23 protein-coding genes and 2 tRNA genes are annotated in these 21,067 nt (G+C 68.9%); 12 read left to right on the forward strand and 13 right to left on the reverse strand.

Going from position 1 to position 21,067, the window contains the following annotated elements:
• Positions 1 to 86: 86 nt before the first annotated feature.
• The 3 genes from ACSQ3N_RS03675 to ACSQ3N_RS03685 all read right to left on the reverse strand — a co-directional run bounded on the left by ACSQ3N_RS03675 (position 87) and on the right by ACSQ3N_RS03685 (position 2,553).
• Positions 87 to 830, reverse strand: coding sequence for a sulfite exporter TauE/SafE family protein (locus ACSQ3N_RS03675; RefSeq protein WP_056414152.1), 744 nt, complete (start codon positions 828 to 830; stop codon positions 87 to 89).
• A gap of 240 nt (positions 831 to 1,070) precedes the next feature.
• Entirely contained in the window at positions 1,071 to 1,529 is a 459-nt protein-coding gene (ybeY, locus tag ACSQ3N_RS03680; protein ID WP_056164422.1) for an rRNA maturation RNase YbeY, read from the reverse strand.
• A 67-nt stretch (positions 1,530 to 1,596) separates the two neighbouring features.
• Complete coding sequence (locus ACSQ3N_RS03685) at positions 1,597 to 2,553, reverse strand: PhoH family protein (RefSeq protein ID WP_436145612.1); 957 nt, start codon at positions 2,551 to 2,553, stop codon at positions 1,597 to 1,599.
• Positions 2,554 to 2,634: 81 nt separating this feature from the next.
• Between ACSQ3N_RS03685 and ruvA the strand changes: the two genes are divergently transcribed.
• The 4 genes from ruvA to ACSQ3N_RS03705 all read left to right on the forward strand — a co-directional run bounded on the left by ruvA (position 2,635) and on the right by ACSQ3N_RS03705 (position 7,074).
• Positions 2,635 to 3,210: a Holliday junction branch migration protein RuvA gene (gene ruvA, locus ACSQ3N_RS03690; protein ID WP_056164426.1), complete on the forward strand. Its 576-nt coding sequence runs from the start codon at positions 2,635 to 2,637 to the stop codon at positions 3,208 to 3,210.
• A gap of 465 nt (positions 3,211 to 3,675) precedes the next feature.
• On the forward strand, positions 3,676 to 4,827 hold the full coding sequence (locus ACSQ3N_RS03695; RefSeq protein ID WP_436145613.1) for a trypsin-like serine peptidase: 1,152 nt from the start codon (positions 3,676 to 3,678) through the stop codon (positions 4,825 to 4,827).
• Positions 4,828 to 5,003: 176 nt separating this feature from the next.
• A complete protein-coding gene (gene ruvB / locus ACSQ3N_RS03700; RefSeq protein ID WP_056164429.1) occupies positions 5,004 to 6,065 on the forward strand; it encodes a Holliday junction branch migration DNA helicase RuvB in 1,062 nt (353 codons plus the stop codon).
• Between the two features lie 238 nt (positions 6,066 to 6,303).
• Entirely contained in the window at positions 6,304 to 7,074 is a 771-nt protein-coding gene (locus ACSQ3N_RS03705; protein WP_056164432.1) for a hypothetical protein, read from the forward strand.
• Here ACSQ3N_RS03705 and ACSQ3N_RS03710 read toward each other — a convergent pair.
• The 6 genes from ACSQ3N_RS03710 to ACSQ3N_RS03735 form a co-directional block, all read right to left on the reverse strand.
• Positions 7,016 to 8,845, reverse strand: coding sequence for a lysoplasmalogenase family protein (locus tag ACSQ3N_RS03710; RefSeq protein WP_056164436.1), 1,830 nt, complete (start codon positions 8,843 to 8,845; stop codon positions 7,016 to 7,018). The two genes, ACSQ3N_RS03705 and ACSQ3N_RS03710, sit on opposite strands and share 59 nt — an antisense overlap.
• 37 nt (positions 8,846 to 8,882) lie before the next feature.
• The gene (locus tag ACSQ3N_RS03715) at positions 8,883 to 10,091 is read right to left on the reverse strand and encodes a DSD1 family PLP-dependent enzyme (RefSeq protein ID WP_056164439.1); all 1,209 of its coding nucleotides are present in this window, start codon (positions 10,089 to 10,091) and stop codon (positions 8,883 to 8,885) included.
• On the reverse strand, positions 10,075 to 10,716 hold the full coding sequence (locus ACSQ3N_RS03720; RefSeq protein WP_056164442.1) for a histidine phosphatase family protein: 642 nt from the start codon (positions 10,714 to 10,716) through the stop codon (positions 10,075 to 10,077). Before ACSQ3N_RS03720 ends, ACSQ3N_RS03715 begins: the two co-directional genes overlap by 17 nt.
• A gap of 65 nt (positions 10,717 to 10,781) precedes the next feature.
• Positions 10,782 to 11,429, reverse strand: coding sequence for a DUF4136 domain-containing protein (locus ACSQ3N_RS03725; RefSeq protein WP_436145614.1), 648 nt, complete (start codon positions 11,427 to 11,429; stop codon positions 10,782 to 10,784).
• A 62-nt stretch (positions 11,430 to 11,491) separates the two neighbouring features.
• On the reverse strand, positions 11,492 to 12,478 hold the full coding sequence (ttcA, locus tag ACSQ3N_RS03730) for a tRNA 2-thiocytidine(32) synthetase TtcA (protein ID WP_056164448.1): 987 nt from the start codon (positions 12,476 to 12,478) through the stop codon (positions 11,492 to 11,494).
• A 159-nt stretch (positions 12,479 to 12,637) separates the two neighbouring features.
• Entirely contained in the window at positions 12,638 to 13,045 is a 408-nt protein-coding gene (locus ACSQ3N_RS03735; protein WP_235507280.1) for a hypothetical protein, read from the reverse strand.
• A 163-nt stretch (positions 13,046 to 13,208) separates the two neighbouring features.
• On the opposite strand from ACSQ3N_RS03735, the gene ACSQ3N_RS03740 reads away from it, so the two are divergent.
• From ACSQ3N_RS03740 to ACSQ3N_RS03765, 6 genes are all read left to right on the forward strand, one after another.
• Positions 13,209 to 13,487: a hypothetical protein gene (locus ACSQ3N_RS03740; RefSeq protein ID WP_056164454.1), complete on the forward strand. Its 279-nt coding sequence runs from the start codon at positions 13,209 to 13,211 to the stop codon at positions 13,485 to 13,487.
• A 443-nt stretch (positions 13,488 to 13,930) separates the two neighbouring features.
• Positions 13,931 to 14,006 (forward strand) — tRNA-Trp (locus ACSQ3N_RS03745).
• A 48-nt stretch (positions 14,007 to 14,054) separates the two neighbouring features.
• Positions 14,055 to 14,129 (forward strand) — tRNA-Asn (locus ACSQ3N_RS03750).
• 72 nt (positions 14,130 to 14,201) lie between these two features.
• Complete coding sequence (locus ACSQ3N_RS03755) at positions 14,202 to 14,387, forward strand: hypothetical protein (RefSeq protein WP_056164457.1); 186 nt, start codon at positions 14,202 to 14,204, stop codon at positions 14,385 to 14,387.
• Positions 14,388 to 14,614: 227 nt separating this feature from the next.
• Positions 14,615 to 15,232 carry an HNH endonuclease gene (locus tag ACSQ3N_RS03760; protein ID WP_436145615.1) on the forward strand — a complete coding sequence of 206 codons (618 nt, stop codon included), beginning with the start codon at positions 14,615 to 14,617 and terminating at the stop codon, positions 15,230 to 15,232.
• Positions 15,233 to 15,295: 63 nt separating this feature from the next.
• Complete coding sequence (locus ACSQ3N_RS03765) at positions 15,296 to 15,670, forward strand: DUF1090 domain-containing protein (RefSeq protein WP_436145616.1); 375 nt, start codon at positions 15,296 to 15,298, stop codon at positions 15,668 to 15,670.
• A 102-nt stretch (positions 15,671 to 15,772) separates the two neighbouring features.
• On the opposite strand, the gene ACSQ3N_RS03770 is transcribed toward ACSQ3N_RS03765, so the two are convergent.
• Both ACSQ3N_RS03770 and ACSQ3N_RS03775 read right to left on the reverse strand, forming a co-directional pair.
• Entirely contained in the window at positions 15,773 to 16,147 is a 375-nt protein-coding gene (locus tag ACSQ3N_RS03770) for a dihydroneopterin aldolase (protein WP_056414111.1), read from the reverse strand.
• Positions 16,148 to 16,183: 36 nt separating this feature from the next.
• On the reverse strand, positions 16,184 to 16,969 hold the full coding sequence (locus tag ACSQ3N_RS03775; RefSeq protein WP_436145617.1) for an SDR family oxidoreductase: 786 nt from the start codon (positions 16,967 to 16,969) through the stop codon (positions 16,184 to 16,186).
• Between the two features lie 19 nt (positions 16,970 to 16,988).
• Between ACSQ3N_RS03775 and ACSQ3N_RS03780 the strand changes: the two genes are divergently transcribed.
• Positions 16,989 to 18,107 (forward strand): class I SAM-dependent methyltransferase, encoded by a 1,119-nt coding sequence (locus ACSQ3N_RS03780; RefSeq protein WP_436145618.1) that lies wholly within the window; start codon positions 16,989 to 16,991, stop codon positions 18,105 to 18,107.
• Between the two features lie 231 nt (positions 18,108 to 18,338).
• On the opposite strand, the gene eutC is transcribed toward ACSQ3N_RS03780, so the two are convergent.
• Both eutC and ACSQ3N_RS03790 read right to left on the reverse strand, forming a co-directional pair.
• On the reverse strand, positions 18,339 to 19,193 hold the full coding sequence (eutC, locus tag ACSQ3N_RS03785; protein ID WP_436145619.1) for an ethanolamine ammonia-lyase subunit EutC: 855 nt from the start codon (positions 19,191 to 19,193) through the stop codon (positions 18,339 to 18,341).
• Positions 19,190 to 20,605 carry an ethanolamine ammonia-lyase subunit EutB gene (locus ACSQ3N_RS03790; RefSeq protein ID WP_436145620.1) on the reverse strand — a complete coding sequence of 472 codons (1,416 nt, stop codon included), beginning with the start codon at positions 20,603 to 20,605 and terminating at the stop codon, positions 19,190 to 19,192. The genes eutC and ACSQ3N_RS03790 overlap by 4 nt, the downstream gene beginning before the upstream one ends.
• A 121-nt stretch (positions 20,606 to 20,726) precedes the next feature.
• On the opposite strand from ACSQ3N_RS03790, the gene ACSQ3N_RS03795 reads away from it, so the two are divergent.
• On the forward strand, positions 20,727 to 20,921 hold the full coding sequence (locus ACSQ3N_RS03795; RefSeq protein WP_056164478.1) for a DUF2905 domain-containing protein: 195 nt from the start codon (positions 20,727 to 20,729) through the stop codon (positions 20,919 to 20,921).
• Positions 20,922 to 21,067 lie beyond the last annotated feature (146 nt).

A 21,067-nucleotide genomic window follows, 5' to 3' on the forward strand; every position in this document is an offset into this window, starting at 1 on the left:
GCCGGCCCCGCCACCGCCGCCGCCATAGGCCGCATCCCTGTGCGGGCACCCCGGGGGTGGCCGCGGTGATCGCGATGCATCGCGGCTCACGGCTGTCGCCAGAAGAACAGCCCCGCCATCACCAGCCCCGTGGCCACGATGCCCCAGCGCAGCACGGGCGCGGGCAGGCGCCGCGCCACCCGCGCGCCGCCGTAGCCGCCTGCCGTGGCCGCCACCATCATCATCAGCGCCTGGGGCCACAGCACCACCCCGCCCGCGGCGTAGATCGCCACGGCAATGGCGGTGAGCAGGGCCGAGACCCAGTTCTTGAGCCCGTTCATGGCGTTCAGGTGGGTTTGCCCCAAGAGGCCGAACAGCGCCAGCAGCAAGATGCCCAGCCCGCCATTGAAGTACCCACCGTAGGCGGCCACCGCCAGCACGCCCAGCGTGGCCTTGGCCGTGGACGGGTGGCCGCCCGCGAGCCGCCTGCGCAGCCACGGCCCGAACGCGAAGAGCGCGGTGGCGGCCAGCAGCAGCCAGGGCACCACGCGCCTGAAGGTTGCATCGGGCGTGACCAGCAGCAGCGCCGCCCCGGCCGCGCCGCCGATGAGCGCCAGCGCCACCAGCAGCCGCATCGACAGCCCCGGCGGCGGGGCGGTGTCTTCGCGAAAGCCCCAGGCACCCGCGATGTACCCCGGCAGCAGCGCCACCGTGCCCGTGGCATTGGCCACCACGGGCGGCACGCCGGTGAACACCAGCGCAGGCAGGGTCAGAAAGCTGCCGCCTCCGGCAACGGCATTGAGGGCGCCGGCGATGAACGCGGCGGTGAGCAGCAGGGCGGTCTCGAGCATGTCTCCCCCATGGGGCGCGTTGCCGGGCCCTGGGTGTTGTCATTGGATGATTGAGTCGATCTTAGGTGCGAAAACACCCGCCACGCGCGCAGATTGGGTGGGGAAAAGGTTGGAGAGATTTGCAGGCGCTGCCCAGCCGCCCCGCAGTCCAACTGAAGGACCCTGTTGAACGCAGCCGGTGGGCAGGCCGTGCGGTGGCTGCGGGAGCGCTGGTGGCGCTGGAGGGCCCGCAGTCCCAGGCTACTTGGCGTACGGGTCTTCGAACCCCAGTTCGGCGAGGATGTCCGTCTCGTACGACTCCATCTCGTCGGCGTCGGCCTCGCTGGTTTCGTGGTCCCAGCCCTGGGCGTGCAGCGTGCCGTGCACCAGCATGTGGGCGTAGTGCTCTTCCAGGGTCTTGTTCTGCTCCTTCGCCTCGCGCTCGATCACGGGGGCGCACAGGACCAGGTCGGCGGTCACGACCGGCTCCTGGGTGTAGTCGAAGGTGAGCACGTTGGTGGCGTAGTCCTTCTTGCGGTACTCGCGGTTGAGCTGCTGGCCTTCTTCGCTGCCCACGATGCGCACCGTGATCTCGGCATCGGTGGCCAGGGCGTGGCGGATCCAGCGCGCGACCTTGTGGCGCGGCAGCACCGCGCGGTGGGCGGCCAGTTCGTCGAAGCGGCCGAACTGGAGCGAGAGGGACAGTTGGTTCAGGGGCATGTTTTATTGTTATTTTTGGCCGCTACCGCTTGATCAGAAAGCGCTGGCAGCTATCAAAAAGTGAGCATCAGTCCCGGGCGCGGGCCGCGGGCGTCCGCCGTGGGGCGTCGTACGCGTCGACGATGCGCGCGACCAGCGGGTGGCGCACCACGTCGGCGGTGGTGAAGCGCGTGACCGAGATGCCCTTGACGCGCTTGAGCACGCGCTCGGCGTCGATCAGGCCGCTCATCGATCCCTTGGGCAGGTCGATCTGGCTCACGTCGCCGGTGACCACGGCCTTGGCGCCGAAGCCGATGCGGGTGAGGAACATTTTCATCTGCTCGGGCGTGGTGTTCTGCGCCTCGTCCAGGATCACGAAGGCATTGTTCAGCGTGCGCCCGCGCATGAAAGCGAGGGGCGCGATCTCCAGCGCATTGCGCTCGAACGCCTTCATCACCTTGTCATAGCCCATCAGCTCGTACAGCGCGTCGTACAGAGGGCGCAGGTACGGGTCCACCTTCTGCGCCAGGTCGCCGGGCAGAAAACCCAGGCGCTCGCCGGCCTCCACCGCGGGGCGGGTCAGCACGATGCGCTGCACCGCGCTGCGCTCCAGCGCGTCCACCGCGCTCGCCACGGCCAGGTACGTCTTGCCCGTGCCGGCGGGGCCGATGCCGAAGGTGATGTCGTGGCTGGCGATGTTCTCCAGGTACAGGCTCTGCGTGGGCGTGCGGCCGCGCAGGTCGGCGCGGCGGGTGTTGAGCACGATGGCGCCCTCGGGCGCCTCCACCAGGGCGGTGTCGCCCGCCAGCATGAGCTGCAGGTAGTCCTCTGTGACGGGCCGGTCGGCCATCTCGTACAGCGCCTGCAGCAGCTCCATGGCCTGCGTGGCCTTGGCCTTGGGGCCGTCGACCTTGAACTGCTCGTGGCGGTGCGCAATGCTCACCCCGAGGGCTTCCTCGATGGTGCGCAGATGGGCGTCGGCCGGACCACACAAGTGCGTGAGCCGCATGTTGTTGTGGGGAGTGAATGTGTGTCGCAGGATCACGCGGATAATTCCAGTCAAACAACGGAAAAGCGGCAAGAACGACGGCGCTGGCTGTGTGGCCAGCGGCATCAAAGGACACCAATGATAGGCAAATTGACCGGCACCCTGCTGGAGAAGAACCCCCCGGAAGTGCTGCTGGACTGCCACGGCGTCGGCTACGAAGTGAATGTGCCCATGAGCACCTTCTACAACCTGCCCGCCGTGGGCGAGCGCGTGAGCCTGCTCACGCAGTTCATCGTGCGCGAGGATGCGCAGCTGCTGTACGGCTTTGCCACCGCGCCCGAGCGCCAGGCTTTTCGCGAGCTCATCAAGATATCGGGCGTGGGGCCGCGCACGGCGCTGTCTATCCTGTCGGGCATGGGTGTGTCGGATCTGGCCCAGGCCATCTCACTGCAGGAGGCCGGGCGGCTGGTCAAGGTGCCGGGCATCGGCAAGAAGACGGCGGAGCGCCTGCTGCTGGAGCTCAAGGGCAAGCTGGGCGCTGACATCGGCGCAACACCGGGCGGGGCGACCAGCGACGCGCAGACAGATATCCTTCAGGCCTTGCTGGCCTTGGGCTATAACGACAAGGAAGCTGCGGCGGCGCTCAGGGCGCTGCCTGCGGACGTGGGCGTGAGCGACGGGATCAAGCTGGCGTTGAAGGCGCTGGCGAAATAACCACAAAACATTTTTCAAGGGCGAGGTATGTCGATGGATACGAACAAGAGCGCGCGTTTGGCGAAATTGCTGGCGGCAACTGCTGCCGCGGTGGTGATGGCGGGTTGCGGAGGAGGGGGCGGCGGCGACGCTGCGGCCACCCCGACGCCGGCACCGGTACCTGCGCCGGAACCGACACCGACACCTGCGCCAGCGCCTACACCCTCGCCTTCGCCTGCTCCTACCCCGGCGCCCACGCCAGCGCCCACTCCGGCGCCAGCGCCCACGACGCCGGTCACTGACCGGGTCGAGCCCTTCGATACGGGAGAGATTGCGACCAAAAGCGCTGCGGCTGTTGTGACACGCGCCGTGCCTGCGGGACGAGACGTTGCCACTGTGGTCCTGGGGCCGATAGCCAGTGGCGCGTTGCCAAAGGCATCGGCAGCACTGGGCGCGTCCGAGCCGCAAATCGGCGTTGCGCGCGATGTGCTTGCCCTGGCGAAGGCTTCCGACCTGTCGGCGAAGCTGCGCTGGACGGACACGGCACGCGGGACGCGCGCAGCGGCGTTCAGTGTCACATCGGAAGGCGCCAAGGGCGTTCGGCTGGGCCTGCTCGTCCGGGGCTTGCCCGAAGGTGCCGTGCTGCGCTTTTACGCGCAGGCAGGTGGTGCTGCTGCCATGCAGGCCACCGGCGAGCAGATCATGGCCAGCATCGAACGCAACCTGCAGGCAGGCACCCCCGACGAGGCCGCTCACACGTACTGGAGCCCGGACTTCGGCGGCGCGGAAACCACCGTCGAAATCGAGATCCCGGCCGCGGCTGCCACCGCCAGCGTCAAGCTGGCCATCCCTCGCCTGTCGCACTACGTGGTGTCGCCCGACGAGGCGCAGTCCCTGGGCCTCGCCAAGGTAGGCGAATCCGGCACTTGCGAAGTGGATGTGATGTGCAAACCTGAGTTCGCAAGCCAGAGCCGTTCGGTCGTGCGCATGCTGTTCGTGCGCGACGCGAAGACGTACCTGTGCACCGGCACCCTGCTCAACGATGCGCGCTCGAGCCGCACACCGTACTTGCTCAGTGCCAACCATTGCATCTCCAGCCAGGCGGAGGCCTCGTCCTTGATGACGGACTGGTTCTACCGGTCATCGGCGTGCAATTCGGGGAGCGTCGGCCCCAGCACCCAGCGCCGTGCGGGTGGCGCCACCCTGCTGCACTCGGCGGCGACCACCGATACGGCATTCCTGCGCCTGAACGACGCGCCGCCGGCAGGGGTCGTCTATGCCGGCTCTTACTTCGGTACGCTGGACACAGGCCATACCCTGGCTGGCGTCCACCATCCCAAGGGAGACCTGCAGAAATTCAGTTCGGGCATCCTTCTGCGCTACAGCAACTGCACGGATGAGCTGTGCTTCTCAAGCAACGCCGCTGGCGGATCTTTCATGACCGTGGGGTGGCAGCAAGGCGTGACCGAAGGCGGAAGCAGCGGCTCTGCGTTGTTCCACACGCTGGGCGACAAGCGCTACGTGGTCGGACAGCTGTACGGTGGGGCCTCCAGCTGCCAGGCACCTGCGGGGCTGGACCACTACGGCCGCTTGGATGTCGCCTACCGCAACGCCATCAAACAGTGGTTGAACCCCTGAGAAAGGCGAGCGCACCCGGTGTTACCCTAGTCTATGCACGCGACGCCCGGCGGGTGCGGCCAAGTCATTGGCCGTACGCGCTGTGATCTTGCGTCTTGCAGGGGGCGCAAAAAGCACGGTGCAGTGTTTTGCCGTGCACAGGGTTTGCTCGCATCTTTCCACGACATTGAGCCCGCATGACCATCCAGACCGACGACTTCGCCCCCGCTCCCGCCAAACGCGTCGTCTCCGCAGCCCCTGCCTCCCCGCAGGAAGAAGCCATCGAACGCGCTCTGCGCCCCAAGCTCCTGCAGGAGTACGTGGGCCAGGCCAAGGCGCGTGAGCAGCTGGAGATCTTCATCGGCGCGGCCAAGAAGCGCGGCGAGGCGCTGGACCACGTGCTGCTGTTCGGCCCCCCGGGGCTGGGCAAGACCACGCTGAGCCACATCATCGCGGCCGAGCTGGGCGTGAACCTGCGCCAGACCAGCGGGCCCGTGCTGGAAAAGCCCAAGGACCTGGCCGCGCTGCTCACCAACCTCGAGAAGAACGACGTTCTCTTCATCGACGAGATCCACCGCCTGTCGCCCGTGGTCGAGGAAATCCTCTACCCCGCGCTCGAGGACTACCAGATCGACATCATGATCGGCGAAGGGCCGGCGGCGCGCAGCATCAAGCTCGACCTGCAGCCCTTCACCCTGGTGGGCGCCACCACGCGCGCGGGCATGCTGACCAACCCGCTGCGCGACCGCTTCGGCATCGTGGCGCGGCTGGAGTTCTACACGTCCGAAGAGCTGGCGCGCATCGTCAAGCGCAGCGCCGGGCTGCTGGGCGCGCCCATGGACGAAGACGGGGGTTTCGAGATCGCCCGCCGCTCGCGCGGCACGCCGCGCATCGCCAACCGGCTGCTGCGCCGCGTGCGCGACTACGCCGAGGTCAAGGGCGACGGCCGCATCACCAAGGAGATCGCCGACCGCGCGCTGGCCATGCTCGACGTGGACCCGCAGGGCTTCGACGTGATGGACCGCAAGCTGCTCGAGGCCGTGATCCACCGCTTCGACGGTGGCCCCGTGGGGCTGGACAACATCGCCGCCAGCATCGGCGAAGAGGCCGGCACCATCGAGGACGTGATCGAGCCCTACCTCATCCAGCAGGGCTTCTTGCAGCGCACGCCGCGCGGGCGCATCGCCACGCTGGCAGCGTTTCGGCACCTGGGCGTGGCGCCGCCCAGCGCGGGGGCGCCCGGGCTGTTCGGCGCCTGAGCGGCTCCGGTTGTTGTCCTCCGTCCCCCGTCTCCCTCGCTCACCCTCTCGCTTTCGCCCATCCTTGCCGCAGCCGTCCAGGCCGCACCACAGAGCCATGGCACCACCGCGCAAGCCAGACAAAAAGAATGACCGCCGCCGCCAGCTTCGGGCCGAAGCCCGGGCGCGCGCCGCGCGGGGCTGGGTCAGTGCCAGCGGGGCGGACATCGTTCCCGAGCAACGCTTTTTGAGGTCCTGCATGTGGGCCTTGCTGGCGGGCACCTTGGCCCTGCACGCGCTGGGCGCGCTCGTCTACGGCCAGCTCTCGGTCTTCGTGCTGGAAGGTTTTGCCGATCTGCGCGGCCGCGTGGCGGTGTGCGGCGCGATCGCCGAGGCTGCGCTGGCGGTCGGCCTGGCATCGCACGTCGTCGACAGCCGCAGGCCGGGCAGTGCGGCTGGGGGATGGTCGAGCCGCCTGCTGACGTGGCGAGGCAGCGCTTACATCCTGTTCGCCGTGCTGATACCCGTGACATTCGTGTTGTCCATGGTGGACCGACCGCGCTTCTCCATGGACCTGCCCCCGCAGCGCTGGCCGGGGCTGGGCCCGCAATCGGAATGGCTGCTCACGCCCTTGCCCTGGGCCTGGCACTGGGTGCTGCCGGTGGCCAGCGACCGTTTTCAAGTCTTGTCGTTGGCCGGTGCCGTGTTGGCCGGTTGCCTGGGCGTGTGGTGCACGGCCGGTGCCACCAAGCGATGGCGCACCGGGTACGCGTTTTATGGCGCGGCGCTGGTGCTGACCGGGTTCTGGGCGCTGGGCGGCGCCCTGTACCACTACACCGCAGGGCGGGGCTTGATCGCGGTGCAGGAACCACTCATGGTCGCCCTGCTGAAGGCGCGGCCCGGCTGGTACAACGCCGACACGCTACTGTGGCTGCTCAGCGGGGGATTTTTCACCCTGGCGGGCGTGCTGTTCATTGCGGGTGCGGTGTATGTTCCGTCCGCAGCGCTGGCCCGCACGTGGTCACATTAGCCACGGCAGCAACAGGCGCAGCGACCGGCAGGCCATCAGGCGCCGTTGCCGCCTTCAGCACCCCCGCCACGATGCACGCCTGCGCCGCGTAGTAGGTGCCCAGCACCCACACCTGCGACCACGGCAGGGGCGACACGAAGCGGTGCGTGGCCAGCAGCGAGTCGCTGAGCATGAAGAACGCCGCACCCACCGCCACCAGCACCGCCGCCCTGTCGCGCAGCACGCTGGCCCGCCCGATGGCCTGCGCGGCCATCAGCGCGATCACCAGTACGTACGCTGCCACCGGCCCCCGCAGCGCGGCCGGCAGGCCGCCCGTCCACAAGAAGGCGTACATCGCTACGCCCACACCCAACGTGGCCGCCAGCGCTCCGCGGTGTGGAAACCACCGCTGGCCGGTCTTGAACAGTGCCACATAGAACAGGTGGGCGATCAAGAAACTCACCAGCCCCGGGATGAAGAAGCCCTCGACCATCAAAAACACATCCCCCGCCAGCGACCCCACCAGCGCGGCGCCCAGCAGCACCCAGGTTTTGGAGTCAAATCGGACCATGCCGCGCAACTGATAAGAGCTAGCAGCTACCAAAAGAATAGCAATCGCCATGGTGAGCGGCTTGAACACCCAGTGCCACTGCACGAACCCCAGCGCACTGGTGGCCGTGGCCAGCGCGCCGCTTTGCAGCACCAGCGCCATCAGCATGCCGATGCGCCCCTGCATCACCGCGCCCAGCGCCCACTGCGCCACCAGCAGCGTGGCAAACCAGACCGCGTTCTCGGCCAGGGGCGCGCTGTCGGCCCGCCACAAAAAGGCCGCCACGCCCGCGAGCATCAGCGTGAACTGCACCAGCGCAAACCACTGCACCGCGCGCGACATCGGCGGGTGATACGGAGTCATCTGCGCCATGCTGAACGCGGGCTTGGGAAAGCGCGCCGCCAGATCGGCCGGCCGCCAGCCCGGGGGCTTGATCCACACCCGAAGCTTGTCGGCCCAGCTGCGCGCATGCCAGCTGTCGTGCGCCAGGCCCGCGTACACCTGGGCGTTGGCCCACAGCGGGTCCCAACTGTTGAGCAGGCCGCGCGTGCCGTACACGCAGCGGTCCTGGTCGTCTTCTTCCTTGAAGGTGCCGAACATCCGGTCCCACACGATAAGGATGCCGCCGTAGTTCTTGTCCAGGTAGGCGTCGTTCACGGCGTGGTGCGCGCGGTGGTTGCTGGGGCTGCAGAACCAGCGGTCGAACCAACCGAGCTTGCCCACCTGCTCGGTGTGCACCCAGAACTGGTAGAGCAGATCGACCAGGGCCACCACCGCAAACACCAGCGGCGGCACGCCCGCCAGCGCCATGGGCACATAGAACACCCAGCCCAGCAGCGCGCCCGAGCTGGTCTGGCGCAGCGCGGTGGACAGGTTGTAGTCCTGGCTCTGGTGGTGCACCGCATGCGCCGCCCACAGCACCGCCGACTCGTGCCCCATGCGGTGCAGCCAGTAGTAGCAAAAATCGTAGAACACCAGCGCCAGCAGCCAGCCCGGCAGGCTGGTCCAGAACGCATCGCTGCGCCACAGGGCCACGTGCTCGAACAACGCGGTGTAGATGCCGATGCGCAGCAGCCGCGTGAACACCGCGCTCGTCTGGCTCAGCATGCCCAGGCTGATGCTGCTGACCGCGTCGGCCAGGCGGTAGGTGTTGCGCTGGCGCTTGTAGCCGACGGCCAGCTCGATGGCGATCAGGACGAAGAAGACAGGGGTGGCAAGGACGATGATCTGGCTGGGGCTCATGGCGGCGAGACAAAGAGTTCGCCGATTCTTGCCCCGATCAGGTCAGCGCGCCCCTGGCATCTACCCGGATGATCCGCTCCACCACGCCCATCGCGAGGCCACCGCGCACGCCGATCATGAAGTCGTGCAGGTTGACCGTGGGGTCGCAGTGGCCGGGAATGAGCCACAGCATGCGGCCGAGGGCCGGCAGGCGGGACTTGGGGCTGTCGGGGTGCAGGATGCCGTGCTCGTCGCCGCCGTTGGCGTAGCGCAGGCCGCGGTCGGGCGGCAGCAGGGCCACGGTGGGCAGGCCGGAGTCGATGGCGTGGCTCTTGTGGCCCGCGTCGCACACGGCGTGCACGTTCTCGCGCACCGACACCACCTGGGTCTTGATGAACAGCGCGTGCTCGAAGGCGGGCTGCGCCGGCTCGCGCTCGTTGCGGGCGTAGTCGGCGTCCATGAAGAGGAAGGAGCCCGCCTGCAGCTCGCCGTACACGCCGCTGGCCGCCTCGTGCACCAGCGTGCCGGTGCCCGATCCGGTGATGAGCGGCACGGGCACGCCGGCGGCTTCGATCAGGTCGCGGGTGTGGCTGGCGGCGCGCACCACGGCAGCCATGGCTTCGCGCCGGTCGGTGGCGCCCGGCAGGTGCTGGGCACGGCCGTGGTAGGCCTGCAGGCCCGCAAAGCGCAGCCCCCGGCTGCGTGCCACGGCCAGCGCCAGGGGCACGGCGGCCTCGCCGGGCGGCACGCCGCAGCGGCCCTGGCCCACGTCGATCTCCACGAACACATCGATCAGCGTGCTGTCGCCGGCCGCCCAGTGGCCTTCGCGCGGCAGGGGCATGCCGATCTGGGCGATGGTCTCGGCCAGCCGCTCGATGCCTTCAAGGTGGTCCACCGCAATCGCCAGCCGGCCGCCGCGCGCCGCCAGCAGGGCGGCCAGGCGCGCCACGCGCTGCAGCTTGGGCATGGCCACCACCTGGTTGCTGATGTAGATGTCGTTCACGCCGCCAGCGGCCAGGGCCTCGGCCTCGGCCACCTTCTGCACGCACACGCCCTGCGCGCCGGCCCGCTGCATCAGCAGGGCCAGCTCGGCGCTCTTGTGCATCTTGGCGTGCGGGCGCCAGCGCACCTGGTGCTTGCGCGCGAAGTCGGCCATGCGCTGGATGTTGCGGTCCATGGCGTCCAGGTCGACCACCAGCGAGGGCGTATCGATCAGGTCCACCCGTTGGCCGATGGACGCCTTCAGTGCCTCAGGAATGGGTTTCATCGCGCACCGCGTTGTCGTCCAGGTGTTGCGTGTCGGCCCAGCCCACCAGGGTGAGGCCGTCCGGGGTCCACAGCAGGCGGTTGATGGCGGCGTTCGACAGCTGCCAGGTGCGCGGCGCCTGGGTCTCCTGGCGCGTGGCCAGGCGGTACAGCACGTCGAGCACGCCGCCGTGCGCCACCAGCAGGATCTGCTCGCCCGCGTGCGGTGCGGCCAGCGCCATCACCGTGCGCTCGATGCGCTCGCGCAAGGTCACCAGCGACTCGCCGCCCTCGGGTGTGTAGTGCGGGTCGCGCTTGCGCCAGCGGCGCGCGTCGTCAGGCAGCTCGGCCTCGATCTCGGCGAAGGTGCGGCCCTGGAAGTGGCCGAAGCTGCGCTCGCGCAGGCCCGGCACGGTGGTCAGCGGCGCGCCGGTGGTGCGCTGCACCGCCTGCGCCGTGGCGTGGGCGCGCTGCAGGTCGCTGGTGTAGATGGCGGCAAAGCTCTCGCCGGCCAGCGCCTGGCCCAGCTGCTCGGCCTGCCACAGGCCGGTGTCGTTGAGGGGGATGTCCAGGTGGCCCTGGATGCGGGTGTCCACGTTCCAGGCGGTTTCTCCGTGGCGGACGGCAACGATGCGGGTGGCGTGCATGCGGGCGGTGGTGTGGGGCGTGTGGGGTTGAAAGGGGCAGCGCCGGTGCGTGCGGTGCGGCGCGGTCAGCGCACGGTGCCGGGCACGGCGGCGGGCATGGGCGCCAGGGACTGGCGCACCAGCCGCGGGCCTTGGGGCGGCTGCGGAAAGCCGCTGAGCGCGGCGTCGAACAGCACGCCGTACACGGCAGGGTCGCTCACCCACACGTCCTCGTGCACGGCGGAGGTCTCGTACACCACGGCCTGCGTGGCGGCGTCGCGCAGCACGATGCTCACGGCGCGGCGGTGCAGCGGCGTGGGCTCGTAGAAGCCCCAGCCGCCGTACAGGCCAACGCCCCGCCCGTGCCAGCCGCCAAAGCCCCAGCCCCAGGGCGAGGGGCCGTATCCGTAGGGCCCATAGGGGCGGAACGGGTCCGCGCGCGGCACCAGGTCGGCCTGCACGCCGACCTGGGCCAGCAGCTTGGGCGCGGCGTCGTAGCGGCGCAGGCCGGCGCGGCCCAGCGACTGCTCGGCCAGGGCCATGATCGGGTCGAACGAGGGCATCTGCTGCGACGGCAGGCGCTCGATGCGGTAGGTGGCGGGCGTGGGAATGGCCTGCAGGGTCGAAAAGCTCTGCACCTGGCCTTCGACCAGGCGCGGGCCGGTGCTGCAACCGGCAAGGACGGCCGCTGCTGTGGCGCACAGCAGGGCGACGGAGAGGGAGCGGCGCATCATGGTGAGAGTCTCCTTGGGCGGGGTAACAGGATCCCGGTGAGAGTGCGCCCGGCCCCGGAGGTTCACGACAGTGTTACCACTTGCACGCCGCCCATGCCCGGCAGCGATGGCGCCGAGAACTCTTCCTTGTCGAAAGCCTTGTCGCCGTCTTCGCTGGCCACGCCCGTGGCCCGGGCGTTCTTGAAGTCGAACAAACCGCCGTCGAGCAGGTGCGAAGGCACCACGTTCTGCAGCGCGTTGAACATGTTCTCCACGCGGCCGGGGAATTTCTTGTCCCATTCGCGCAGCATCTCGCCCACCTGCTTGCGCTGCAGGTTCTCCTGGCTGCCGCACAGGTTGCACGGGATGATGGGGAAGTCGCGGTGCGCGGACCAGCGCGCGGTGTCCTTCTCGGCCACGTAGGCCAGCGGGCGGATCACCACGTGCCTGCCGTCGTCGCTGACCAGTTTGGGCGGCATGCTCTTCATCTTGCCGCCGAAGAACATGTTGAGCAGCAGCGTCTGCAGGATGTCGTCGCGGTGGTGGCCTAGCGCGATCTTGGTGCAGCCCAGCTCGTCGGCCACGCGGTACAGGATGCCCCGGCGCAGGCGGCTGCACAGGCTGCAGGTGGTCTTGCCTTCGGGCACCAGCTTCTTGACGATGCTGTAGGTGTCCTCGTTCTCGATGTGGAAGGGCACGCCGGTGGTCTTCAAGTACTCGGGCAGCACGTGCTCGGGAAAGCCGGGCTGCTTCTGGTCCAGGTTGACCGCCACCAGGTCGAAATGGATGGGCGCGCGGGCCTTGAGCTTGAGCAGGATGTCCAGCAGGGTGTAGCTGTCCTTGCCGCCGGACATGCACACCATGACCTTGTCGCCTTCTTCGATCATGTTGAAGTCGACGATGGCCTTGCCCACCTCGCGGCACAGGCGCTTTTCGAGCTTGTGGGTCTCGCGCTCGATCTTCAGGCGCGCCGGGCCCGCTGCGGCCAGGGCATCGGCGCCCGTCGCTGCCGCTTCGGGGGGCTCGGCGGTCCAGCCGGCCTGGGGGGTGTCGTTCATCACTGCGCTCATGGGATGGGGCTCTGGGGTCGGGTAAAGCGGTGCCGCGGGGCGCAAGGGTGGTGCGCACGGGCGGTGCCAAAAGGCGTCAACAAGCCCTCAATTGTCGGTGAAACCGCCGTGCCGTGGGGTAGGGCGGGCTCTCCAGGGGGGCGTTCTGCGCCCAGGGGGCTATTTTCGCGCCTTGGGCCGCCTGTCGTCACAGGGGCTGCTGCTGCTCTGCGGCTCAGCAGCGCTGGCACGCGCGGTCAGCCACAGGCGCAGCTCGCGCTTGCCCTTGGCATTGGCGCTGCGCCAGGCGTCGCGCGCCAGCGCCACAAAGCGTTCCTCGGCCGGGTCGGGGTGCTCGGTGGCGTGCTGGGCATCCAGCCAGCCGATGTCCACGCGCGCATGCCGCTCGATCTGCCGCGCCAGCGTGTCGCCGATGGGGCGGGCGCTCTTGATCTGGCTCCACATGCTGGGCGATATCTCCAGCGAGGCGGCAAACGCCTGGTCCAGCCCCTTGGCGGGCTTGCCGGCGGCGATCTGTTGTTCGAGAAAAAGGCGGTGCAGGGCCAGCACATTGGTGCGGCGGGTCACGGTGGTGGGCGGCGGGGTCACAAAGAAAAAACAACAGACGCAAAAAAAGCGGGTACGGGGCGTTGACCGGAGTGTAAAGACTATTTACAGTCCACGGTCATCAGGACTCCATGTCCTCGTCCCCTTTCCATACGAACACGCCGACCACCGCCGAGAGACCGCCATGAACGCCCGCCACAACGCCATCCACCGCCGCACCCGCCAGGGCGCCGTGGCCGTGCGTGGGACGTTCAATGCGCAGGTGTCGTCCATCGGCTTGATGTCCAAACGACTGCCTTCGCACCAAGGCGCCGCGGCGTATTTGCAGGGCCATAGCCACATGGACAGCCAGATGGACAGCTGCATGGACGGCAGCTCCCGCACCAGCCAGCAGCAGTGGCTGGGCAATGGTTTTGAGGATACCGCTCCATCACCGGGCGGAGGTTGCAACGCAGGGCAGTAGTCCCAGAGCGTTCTCCCTCCCGATCTCTTGATCGACAAGAGGCCCGGCAACCAAGTGGTTCCGGGCCTTTTTCTTTTTGCCGGTCGTTTTTCTCCACCCTTATTTTTTGTTTGCAGCGCCAGCGCTGCCCCCGCAGGCATCGACCTGCCGGGGATTCCGTTCATTAAAAGTTTGCCGCAGGCGCCGCGCTCCGAGGGAGTGATGGCCGACCTGCATCGAAAGCAGAAGGGTTTGCGCGCTCACCGCATTGCACCCCTTCTCCATTTCGGGTGTGCCTTTGCTCACACCGCCGGACCCGGCCGCATGCGCGGCCCGGCGGGATGTGCTGGGGTTGATCGCCCAGTGCAGCGACGTGCATGCGCAGCCCCCGGCGGGCTGCGGTCGCGTGAAGGCACAGCCGAAATGGATATGCATTGGGCGAGAAACGCCCATTCAGGCTCCATGCGCGTGTAGCTCAACTGGCAGAGCACTGGTCTCCAAAACCAGCGGTTGAGGGTTCGACTCCTTCCGCGCGTGCCAACCTTTTCTTCCCGGCATGGCCCGCATTGAGCAAGCCATGCCGGGCATGCCGCAGCAGCCCTGTCGGATGGGGCGCCTGGTTGTTCCAGCCGGGGATTGCAGGTTCGACTCCTGTCTGTGGCACCCCATCCCGCTTTCCCTTTTTTTAACCCACCTACCGCGTTTCATCCATCCATTCACCTCCAGGAGATCCCCATGGCCATCCAGCATTCCTTCCCCTTGGGCGCCCAGCGGCGCCGTGTCGGCCTTGCAGGCTGGCTGGCCCGTCTGGCATCCGTGCGCGCGCGCTTGCAACGCACGGCCCCAGGCCGCGCAGCCGCAGCGCGCCGCCTTGACCAGCTCGACCTCGACCAGCGCGTGCGCGAGGTCGGCGAGTGGTAGCGGCACGCCCCTGCGAGCGTCCGCTTTCGCATTCGCGGTCCCTGCATGCCTTGGGCATGCATCCACACCGGCCCCCACCGATTGACGGTGGGCGGCCCCTGACGCTTTTGTTTGTGCTTTTGTTTGTCGCTTTGTCTTCGTTGTCGCAGTCGTCGATGACCATGTATTAACCGGGGCGTGCGCTGGGCTGGGCGGCTGCGCCCTTCATCCCCAGAAAGGAGAGCCCCATGCCCCGCACCACCATCACCCCCACCGAACCCTCGTCCCGAAAGCCCCGCACCCCCGCGCCCCGCGTGCTGCAGCTGGACCTGCACGGCACGCCCCAGTCCTGGATGCCGCTGGAGCAAGCCGCCGTGCACTACGCCAGCGGCGCTGTGGCGTGGGACGCGGGTCTGGCGCCCCTGGCCACATTGCGTGGCGGGCACAACGCGGCGACGGGCCGGCAGTCGGTGCTGGAGGTCGCGCCCATCATCGCGCTGCGCGGTGTGGCCCGGATCAACCTCTTTGACGTGGTGCCCGGCCTCACCAAGCGCCGGCTGCTGCGCCGCGACCGCCACACCTGCGCCTACTGCGGCGGTGTGTTCAGCGAGGACGTGCTGCAGTGCGAGCACATCGTGCCGCAGTCGCGCGGCGGCGCCACGTCGTGGACCAACCTGGTGGCCGCCTGCGCCGCGTGCAACGGCTACAAGGCCGCCCGCCTGCCCGAAGAGGCGGGCATGCGCCTGTTGTTCCTGCCGTACGTGCCCAGCCGGTACGAGTCGTTCTTGCTGAACGGCCGCAACGTGCGGGCCGACGTGCACGAGTGGCTGGCCAAACGGCTGCCCAAGGGCTCCCGGCTTCATTGAGAAGTCGCGGGCCCCGGCAAGGCCGCTACGATGGAGCGCTGTACCACCGATCGGAGCGTTGCCGTGAAGAACCTTGTTGTGGGTGTCTGTCTCCTGGCCCTGCATGCCGCGCCTGCGCTGGCGGCGGATGCATCGCCTGCCTGCGCCGCCAAGCAGGCGCGCATCGAAGCGCAACTGGCCGAGGCCACCGCGCAGGGCCGCACCCGCGAGGTCGCGGGGCTGCGGCAGGCGCGCCGGTCCAACAAGGCGCACTGCACCGACGCCTGGCTGGCCAAGGAGCGCGACGCGGAGATCCGCAAGGCCACGAAGAAGGTGGCCGAGCGCGAGAAAAGCCTGGCCGATGCGCAGAAGAAGGGCGATGCCAAAAAGATCGCCGCGCGCCAGGCCAAGCTGGACGAAGCCCGCAGCGCGCTGGCCGAGGCGCAAAAGCCGCTGTAGCGCAAACCCCTGGAGGGCCGTGGTCGATGACTGCGGCCCTTTCCTTTTGGGGGCGCGCGGCTTTGCTTCGTGCCGGCTACTGCGGCCGGGTGCTCGGGGCGGTCACCACTGCCCGGTCTCGATGCGGATCGCCACTTCGCAATCGTCGAAGATCTCCAGCTTGGCGATCTTCACGCGCACGCCCAGCACGCCGGGCAGTTGCATCAGCCGGTTGGCCAGTTTGCCGATCAGGCTCTCGAGCAGGTTCACGTGTTCGGCGCGGCACTCGTCGATGATGATCTGGCGCACCTTGCGGTAGTCCAGCACATGCAGGATGTCGTCGTCGCGCGGGGTGAGCGGCTGCACGCCCAGGCTCAGCTCAGCGTCGACCTGGATGGGCTGGGGGTCGGTCTTCTCGTGCGAGAGGATGCCCAGGTTGGCGTCAAAGCGCAGGCCGGTCAGGGTGAGGATCTGGGTGCCGACGGCGGTGTGGTCCATGGGAGATAGCTTCTTTCTGCGTGGGCCGGCGCCCGCTCACATCATTGAAAAATCGCGCTCGAACTTCATCAAATGCTGGCCGCCGTCCACCAGCAGCGTGGTGCCGGTGATGGAGCGGTTCTCCAGCGCAAACTTCACGGTGCTCGCCACGTCCTCGGCCGTGGACGAGCGGCCCAGCGGGCTCAGCGCGTGCAGCTGCTGGAATTTTTGCTCTTCCAGCATGTGGCTGGTGAGCGTGAGGCCCGGCGCCACACCCACCACGCGCACGCGCGGCGCCAGGGCCAGGGCCAGCATGGTGCCGGCGGCTTCCAGGGCCGCCTTGGACAAGGTGTAGCTCACGAAGTCGGGGTTCTGGTTCCAGAGCTTCTGGTCCAGCAGGTTGACCACGGCGCCCTGGGCATCGGCCTCGCCGGCAGCAGCGCGGTCGGCCAGGTGCGCGTGCAGCGCCTGGGCCAGCAGCACGGGCGCGGCGGTGTTGCTGCGCAGGTGCTTTTCCAGCGCGGCAAAGCCGAAGGTCTGGGCGTTGTCGTGCTCGAACAGCGAGGCGCTGTTGACCACCGCGTCCACGCTGCCAAAGTGCGCCACCACGCGCGGCAGCAGGCCGCGCACGGCGGCCTCGTCGTCGAAATCGGCATCAAAATGGGCGCTACCGCCCGCCAGGCTTGCGCAAACAGCTACTGTTTCGATAGCATCCTGCTCGGACGTGCGGTAGTGCACCGCCACCTGCCAGCCACCCTCGGCCAGCGCCAGCGCGATGGCGCGCCCCAGGCGCTTGGCGGCGCCGGTCACAAGCACGGTGCGGAAACGGGTGGGGTGGGGCATGGTGGCGGGGTGGGGGACAATGCGGGCCGTGACCCAACAACCCGACAGTTTAACGACCGCCCTGGCGGCCCACATCCGCCAGACCATTGCCGCCGAGGGCGGCTGGATCGGCTTTGACCGCTTCATGGCGCTGGCGCTGTATACGCCGGGCCTGGGCTACTACGCCAACGACAGTGCCAAGTTCGGCGCCATGCCCGAGTCCGGCAGCGATTTCGTGACCGCGCCCGAGCTCACGCCCCTGTTCGGCCAGACGCTGGCGCGGCAGGTGGCGCAGGCGCTGGCCGCCACGGGCACCTCCGAGGTGTGGGAGTTCGGCGCCGGCTCCGGCGCACTGGCCCTGCAGCTGCTGGACGCACTGGGCGACCAGGTGCAGCGCTACACCATCGTCGATTTGTCCGGCAGCCTGCGCGCGCGCCAGCAGGTGCGGCTGGCAGCGCATGCCCACAAGCTGCGCTGGGTGGACGCGCTGCCCGAGCGCATCGAGGGCGTGGTCGTGGGCAACGAGGTGCTGGACGCCATGCCCGTGCAGCTGCTGGCGCGCCACGGCGGCCAGGCGCAAGGCGTGTGGCACGAGCGCGGCGTGGTGGCGCAGGACGACGGCAGCTTCGCCTGGGCCGACCGCCCCACCGCGCTGCGCCCGCCCATCGACATCGAAGGCCCGCAGGACTACCTGACCGAGATCCACGCCCAGGGCGAAGGCTTCATCCGCATGCTGGCCGACCGGCTCACGCGCGGCGCGGCCTTTCTGCTGGACTACGGCTTTGGCGAGAGCGAGTACTACCACCCCCAGCGCCACATGGGCACGGTGATGTGCCACCAGGGCCACCTGGCCGACGGCGACCCGCTGGTGGCGGTGGGGCGCAAGGACATCACCGCCCACGTCAACTTCACCGCCATGGCCCTGGCCGCGCAGGAGACGGGGCTGGAGGTGCTGGGCTACACGACGCAGGCGCATTTCCTCATCAACTGCGGATTGCTACCAAAAATGGAGCAGCTACCGCAGGCGGAGCGGGCGACAGCGGCCAAATTGATCATGGAGCATGAGATGGGCGAGCTGTTCAAGGTGCTGGCCTTGGGCGCGGGGCCGGCGTGGGAGCCGATGGGGTTTGTGCGGGGGGATCGGTCGCACCGGTTGTGAGGGGGTGGAGTGGGGAGGGGCGTTGGGTGGAGGCCCTGCTGCTCATTTTCCCCTCTCCCCAGCCCTCTCCCGCAAGGGGAGAGGGGGTTTCCGGGGCGCTGGTTGCGCTGGCTGGAGAGGGGCGCCGCGCCTTTGGGGGCGATTGGGAAGACAGTTGTCGGCGACGGGCGCGGAGGCCGCCTTCGCGAATGTCTGAATGGGACGCGCGCTGTGAGCCACCGAGCGCCGGTTTTACTCCCTCTCCCCTCGCGGGAGAGGGCGGGGGAGAGGGGGCTCGTCTTGAGGCCTCTGCGGCCCGCCCGCCGGCAGCGTCACGCCATCACTGCGGTCCTTCAACGGCACGCCCGTCAGCCCCAGCCTCCGCGCCTCTGCACACAGCCACCACAGGCGCGCAGCGGCGGCGGCAGGCGGCAACCCCTGCGGACGCACGTTGGAGATGCAGTTGCGCTCCGCATCGCTGCACCCCACCCGGGGGTGCCAGGTCAGATAAATGCCCAGGCTGTCCGGCGAGCTCAGCCCCGGGCGCTCGCCGATCAGCACCGCCACCAGGCGGGCCCCCAGCAGTGCGCCCACCTCGTCGCCCAGCGCCACGCGCGCCTGCGTGGCGATCACCACGGGGCCGATGCGCCAGCCCTGGGGCGCGGTGCTGAAGATGCACTGCACCAGCGGCTCGGCATGGCGTTCGACCGCCAGGGCCGACAGGCCGTCGGCCACCACCAGCAGCAGGTCGCAGTCCGCCTGGCCGCCCTGGCCCAATGCCCGCAGACGCTGTGCATCCCCGTCGCACAGGCGCCGGCCCAGATCAGGGCGCAGCAGGTACGTGGCCCGGTCGGGTGCGGCGCTGGCCACCTGCAGCGTGGTGCAGCCCAGCGCGGCCAGCCGCTGCGCCAGCGCATCGGCATCGAGCGGCAAATGCACCGCATCGCGCGCCTGGGCATGGGCGAGGCCGAAGTCGAGCAGTTCGCGGGTGGGGATGGCCGTGCCCGCGCGGCCCAGGGCCAGGCGGGCGGCGGTGTGAGCGCGCAGGTCGGCCCAGGGGTCGGGCGGCGGGCCGAAGGGGGGTGGGGTGCCGGTGGGGTCTGTCATGCCCGCATCCCGATCTGCCGCAGCTGTGCGATGGCCGCTTGCTGCTGTGTTGCGGGCAGCAGCCGGCCCGCGCCGTCGGCCAGGTGCATGCGCGCAAGCCAGGCCTCGAACTCGGGCGCGCGCCGCAGGCCCAGCACCTCGCGCAGGTACAGCGCGTCGTGGAACGAGGTGCTCTGGTAGTTGAGCATGATGTCGTCCGCGCCCGGCACGCCCATGATGAAGGTCAGGCCCGCGGTGCCCAGCAGCGTCATCAGCGTGTCCATGTCGTCCGAGTCGGCCTCGGCATGGTTGGTGTAGCAGACATCGCAGCCCAGCGGCACGCCCAGCAGCTTGCCGCAGAAATGGTCTTCCAGCCCCGCGCGGATGATCTGCTTGCCGTCGTACAGGTACTCCGGCCCGATGAAGCCGACCACCGTGTTGGTGAGCAGCGGCGAGAACGCGCGCGCCACGCCGTAGGCCCGCGCCTCGCAGGTCTGCTGGTCCACGCCGTGGTGCGCGTCGGCCGACAGGGCGCTGCCCTGGCCGGTCTCAAAGTACATCACGTTGTCGCCCCGGCCATCGCCAAAGTCCGCGCCGCGCTGCAGGGACCGCGCCGCGTCGCGCGCCTCGCGCAGCAGGGCCAGGCTGATGCCGAAGCCCGCGTTGGCCTTCTGGGTGCCCGCGATGGACTGGAACACCAGGTCCACCGGCGCGCCGCGCTCGATCATCTGCAGCGTGTTGGTCACGTGGGTCAGCACGCACGACTGCGTGGGGATCTGCAGCGTGGCGATCACTTCGTCCAGCCGGTGCACCAGGCCGGTGAGGGCCGCGATGCTGTCGGTCGCCGGGTTGATGCCGATCACCGCGTCGCCCGCGCCGTACAGCAGCCCGTCGATCATCGACGCCGCGATGCCGCGCAGGTCGTCGGTGGGGTGGTTGGGCTGCAGCCGCACCGACAGCCGGCCCGGCAGGCCGATGGTGTTGCGAAAGCGCGTGACCACGCGGCATTTGCGGGCCACCGCGATCAGGTCCTGGTTGCGCATGAGCTTGCTCACGGCAGCGGCCATCTCGGGCGTGATGCCGGGGGCCACGGCCGCCAGCACGGCGCTGTCGGTGGCGTGGTCGAGCAGCCAGTTGCGAAAGTCGCCCACGGTGAGGTGCGCGACGGGCGCGAACGCGGCGGCGTCGTGCGTATCGATGATGAGGCGCGTGACCTCGTCGGACTCGTAGGGCACCAGGGCCTCGGTCAGGAACCGCGCCAGCGGCACGTCGGCCAGGCACATGCGCGCCGCCATGCGCTCCACCGCCGTGGCCGCCGCAATGCCCGCCAGCACGTCGCCCGAGCGCAGCGGCGACGCCTTGGCCAGCACGTCGCGCAGGCCGTCGAACTGCCAGCGCTGACCGCCTGCGGTGTGGTGGTAGCTCCAATCCATGCGTGCCCTCGGTCGGTTGCGAACATGCGAGCGTGGTGCAAGGCCCGTGCCTGCCTGCCTGACTGCGTGCCTGCCCGTCTGCGTGCGCGGTGGTGCCTCCAGCGCCTACACTCGGCGCACCATGATCCGCTGGCTCCTCGTCATCTTCCTGGCCCTGATGCTGCTCAGCTGGCTCTCGCCCCTGCTGCGGCGCATGGGCTTTGGCCGCCTGCCCGGCGACCTGCGCTTTCGGTGGCTGGGGCGCGACTGGGACGTGCCGCTCGCGTCCACGCTGCTGCTGAGCTTTGTGGTGAGCCTGCTCACCAAACTGCTGTAGCGCGCCGCTTGTTAGTCGCCATGTGGTCATGTGGTCATGCTGTCATGCCCACATCCGTCCACTATACAAACCGTTCACGCTGAGCCTGTCGAAGCGCCGCGCAGGGCTTGAACAAGCGCAGCCCGAACGGTATTCAATGCGTGCAG

Source organism: Acidovorax sp. LjRoot194 (assembly GCF_964253015.1).
Lineage (GTDB): Bacteria > Pseudomonadota > Gammaproteobacteria > Burkholderiales > Burkholderiaceae_C > Acidovorax.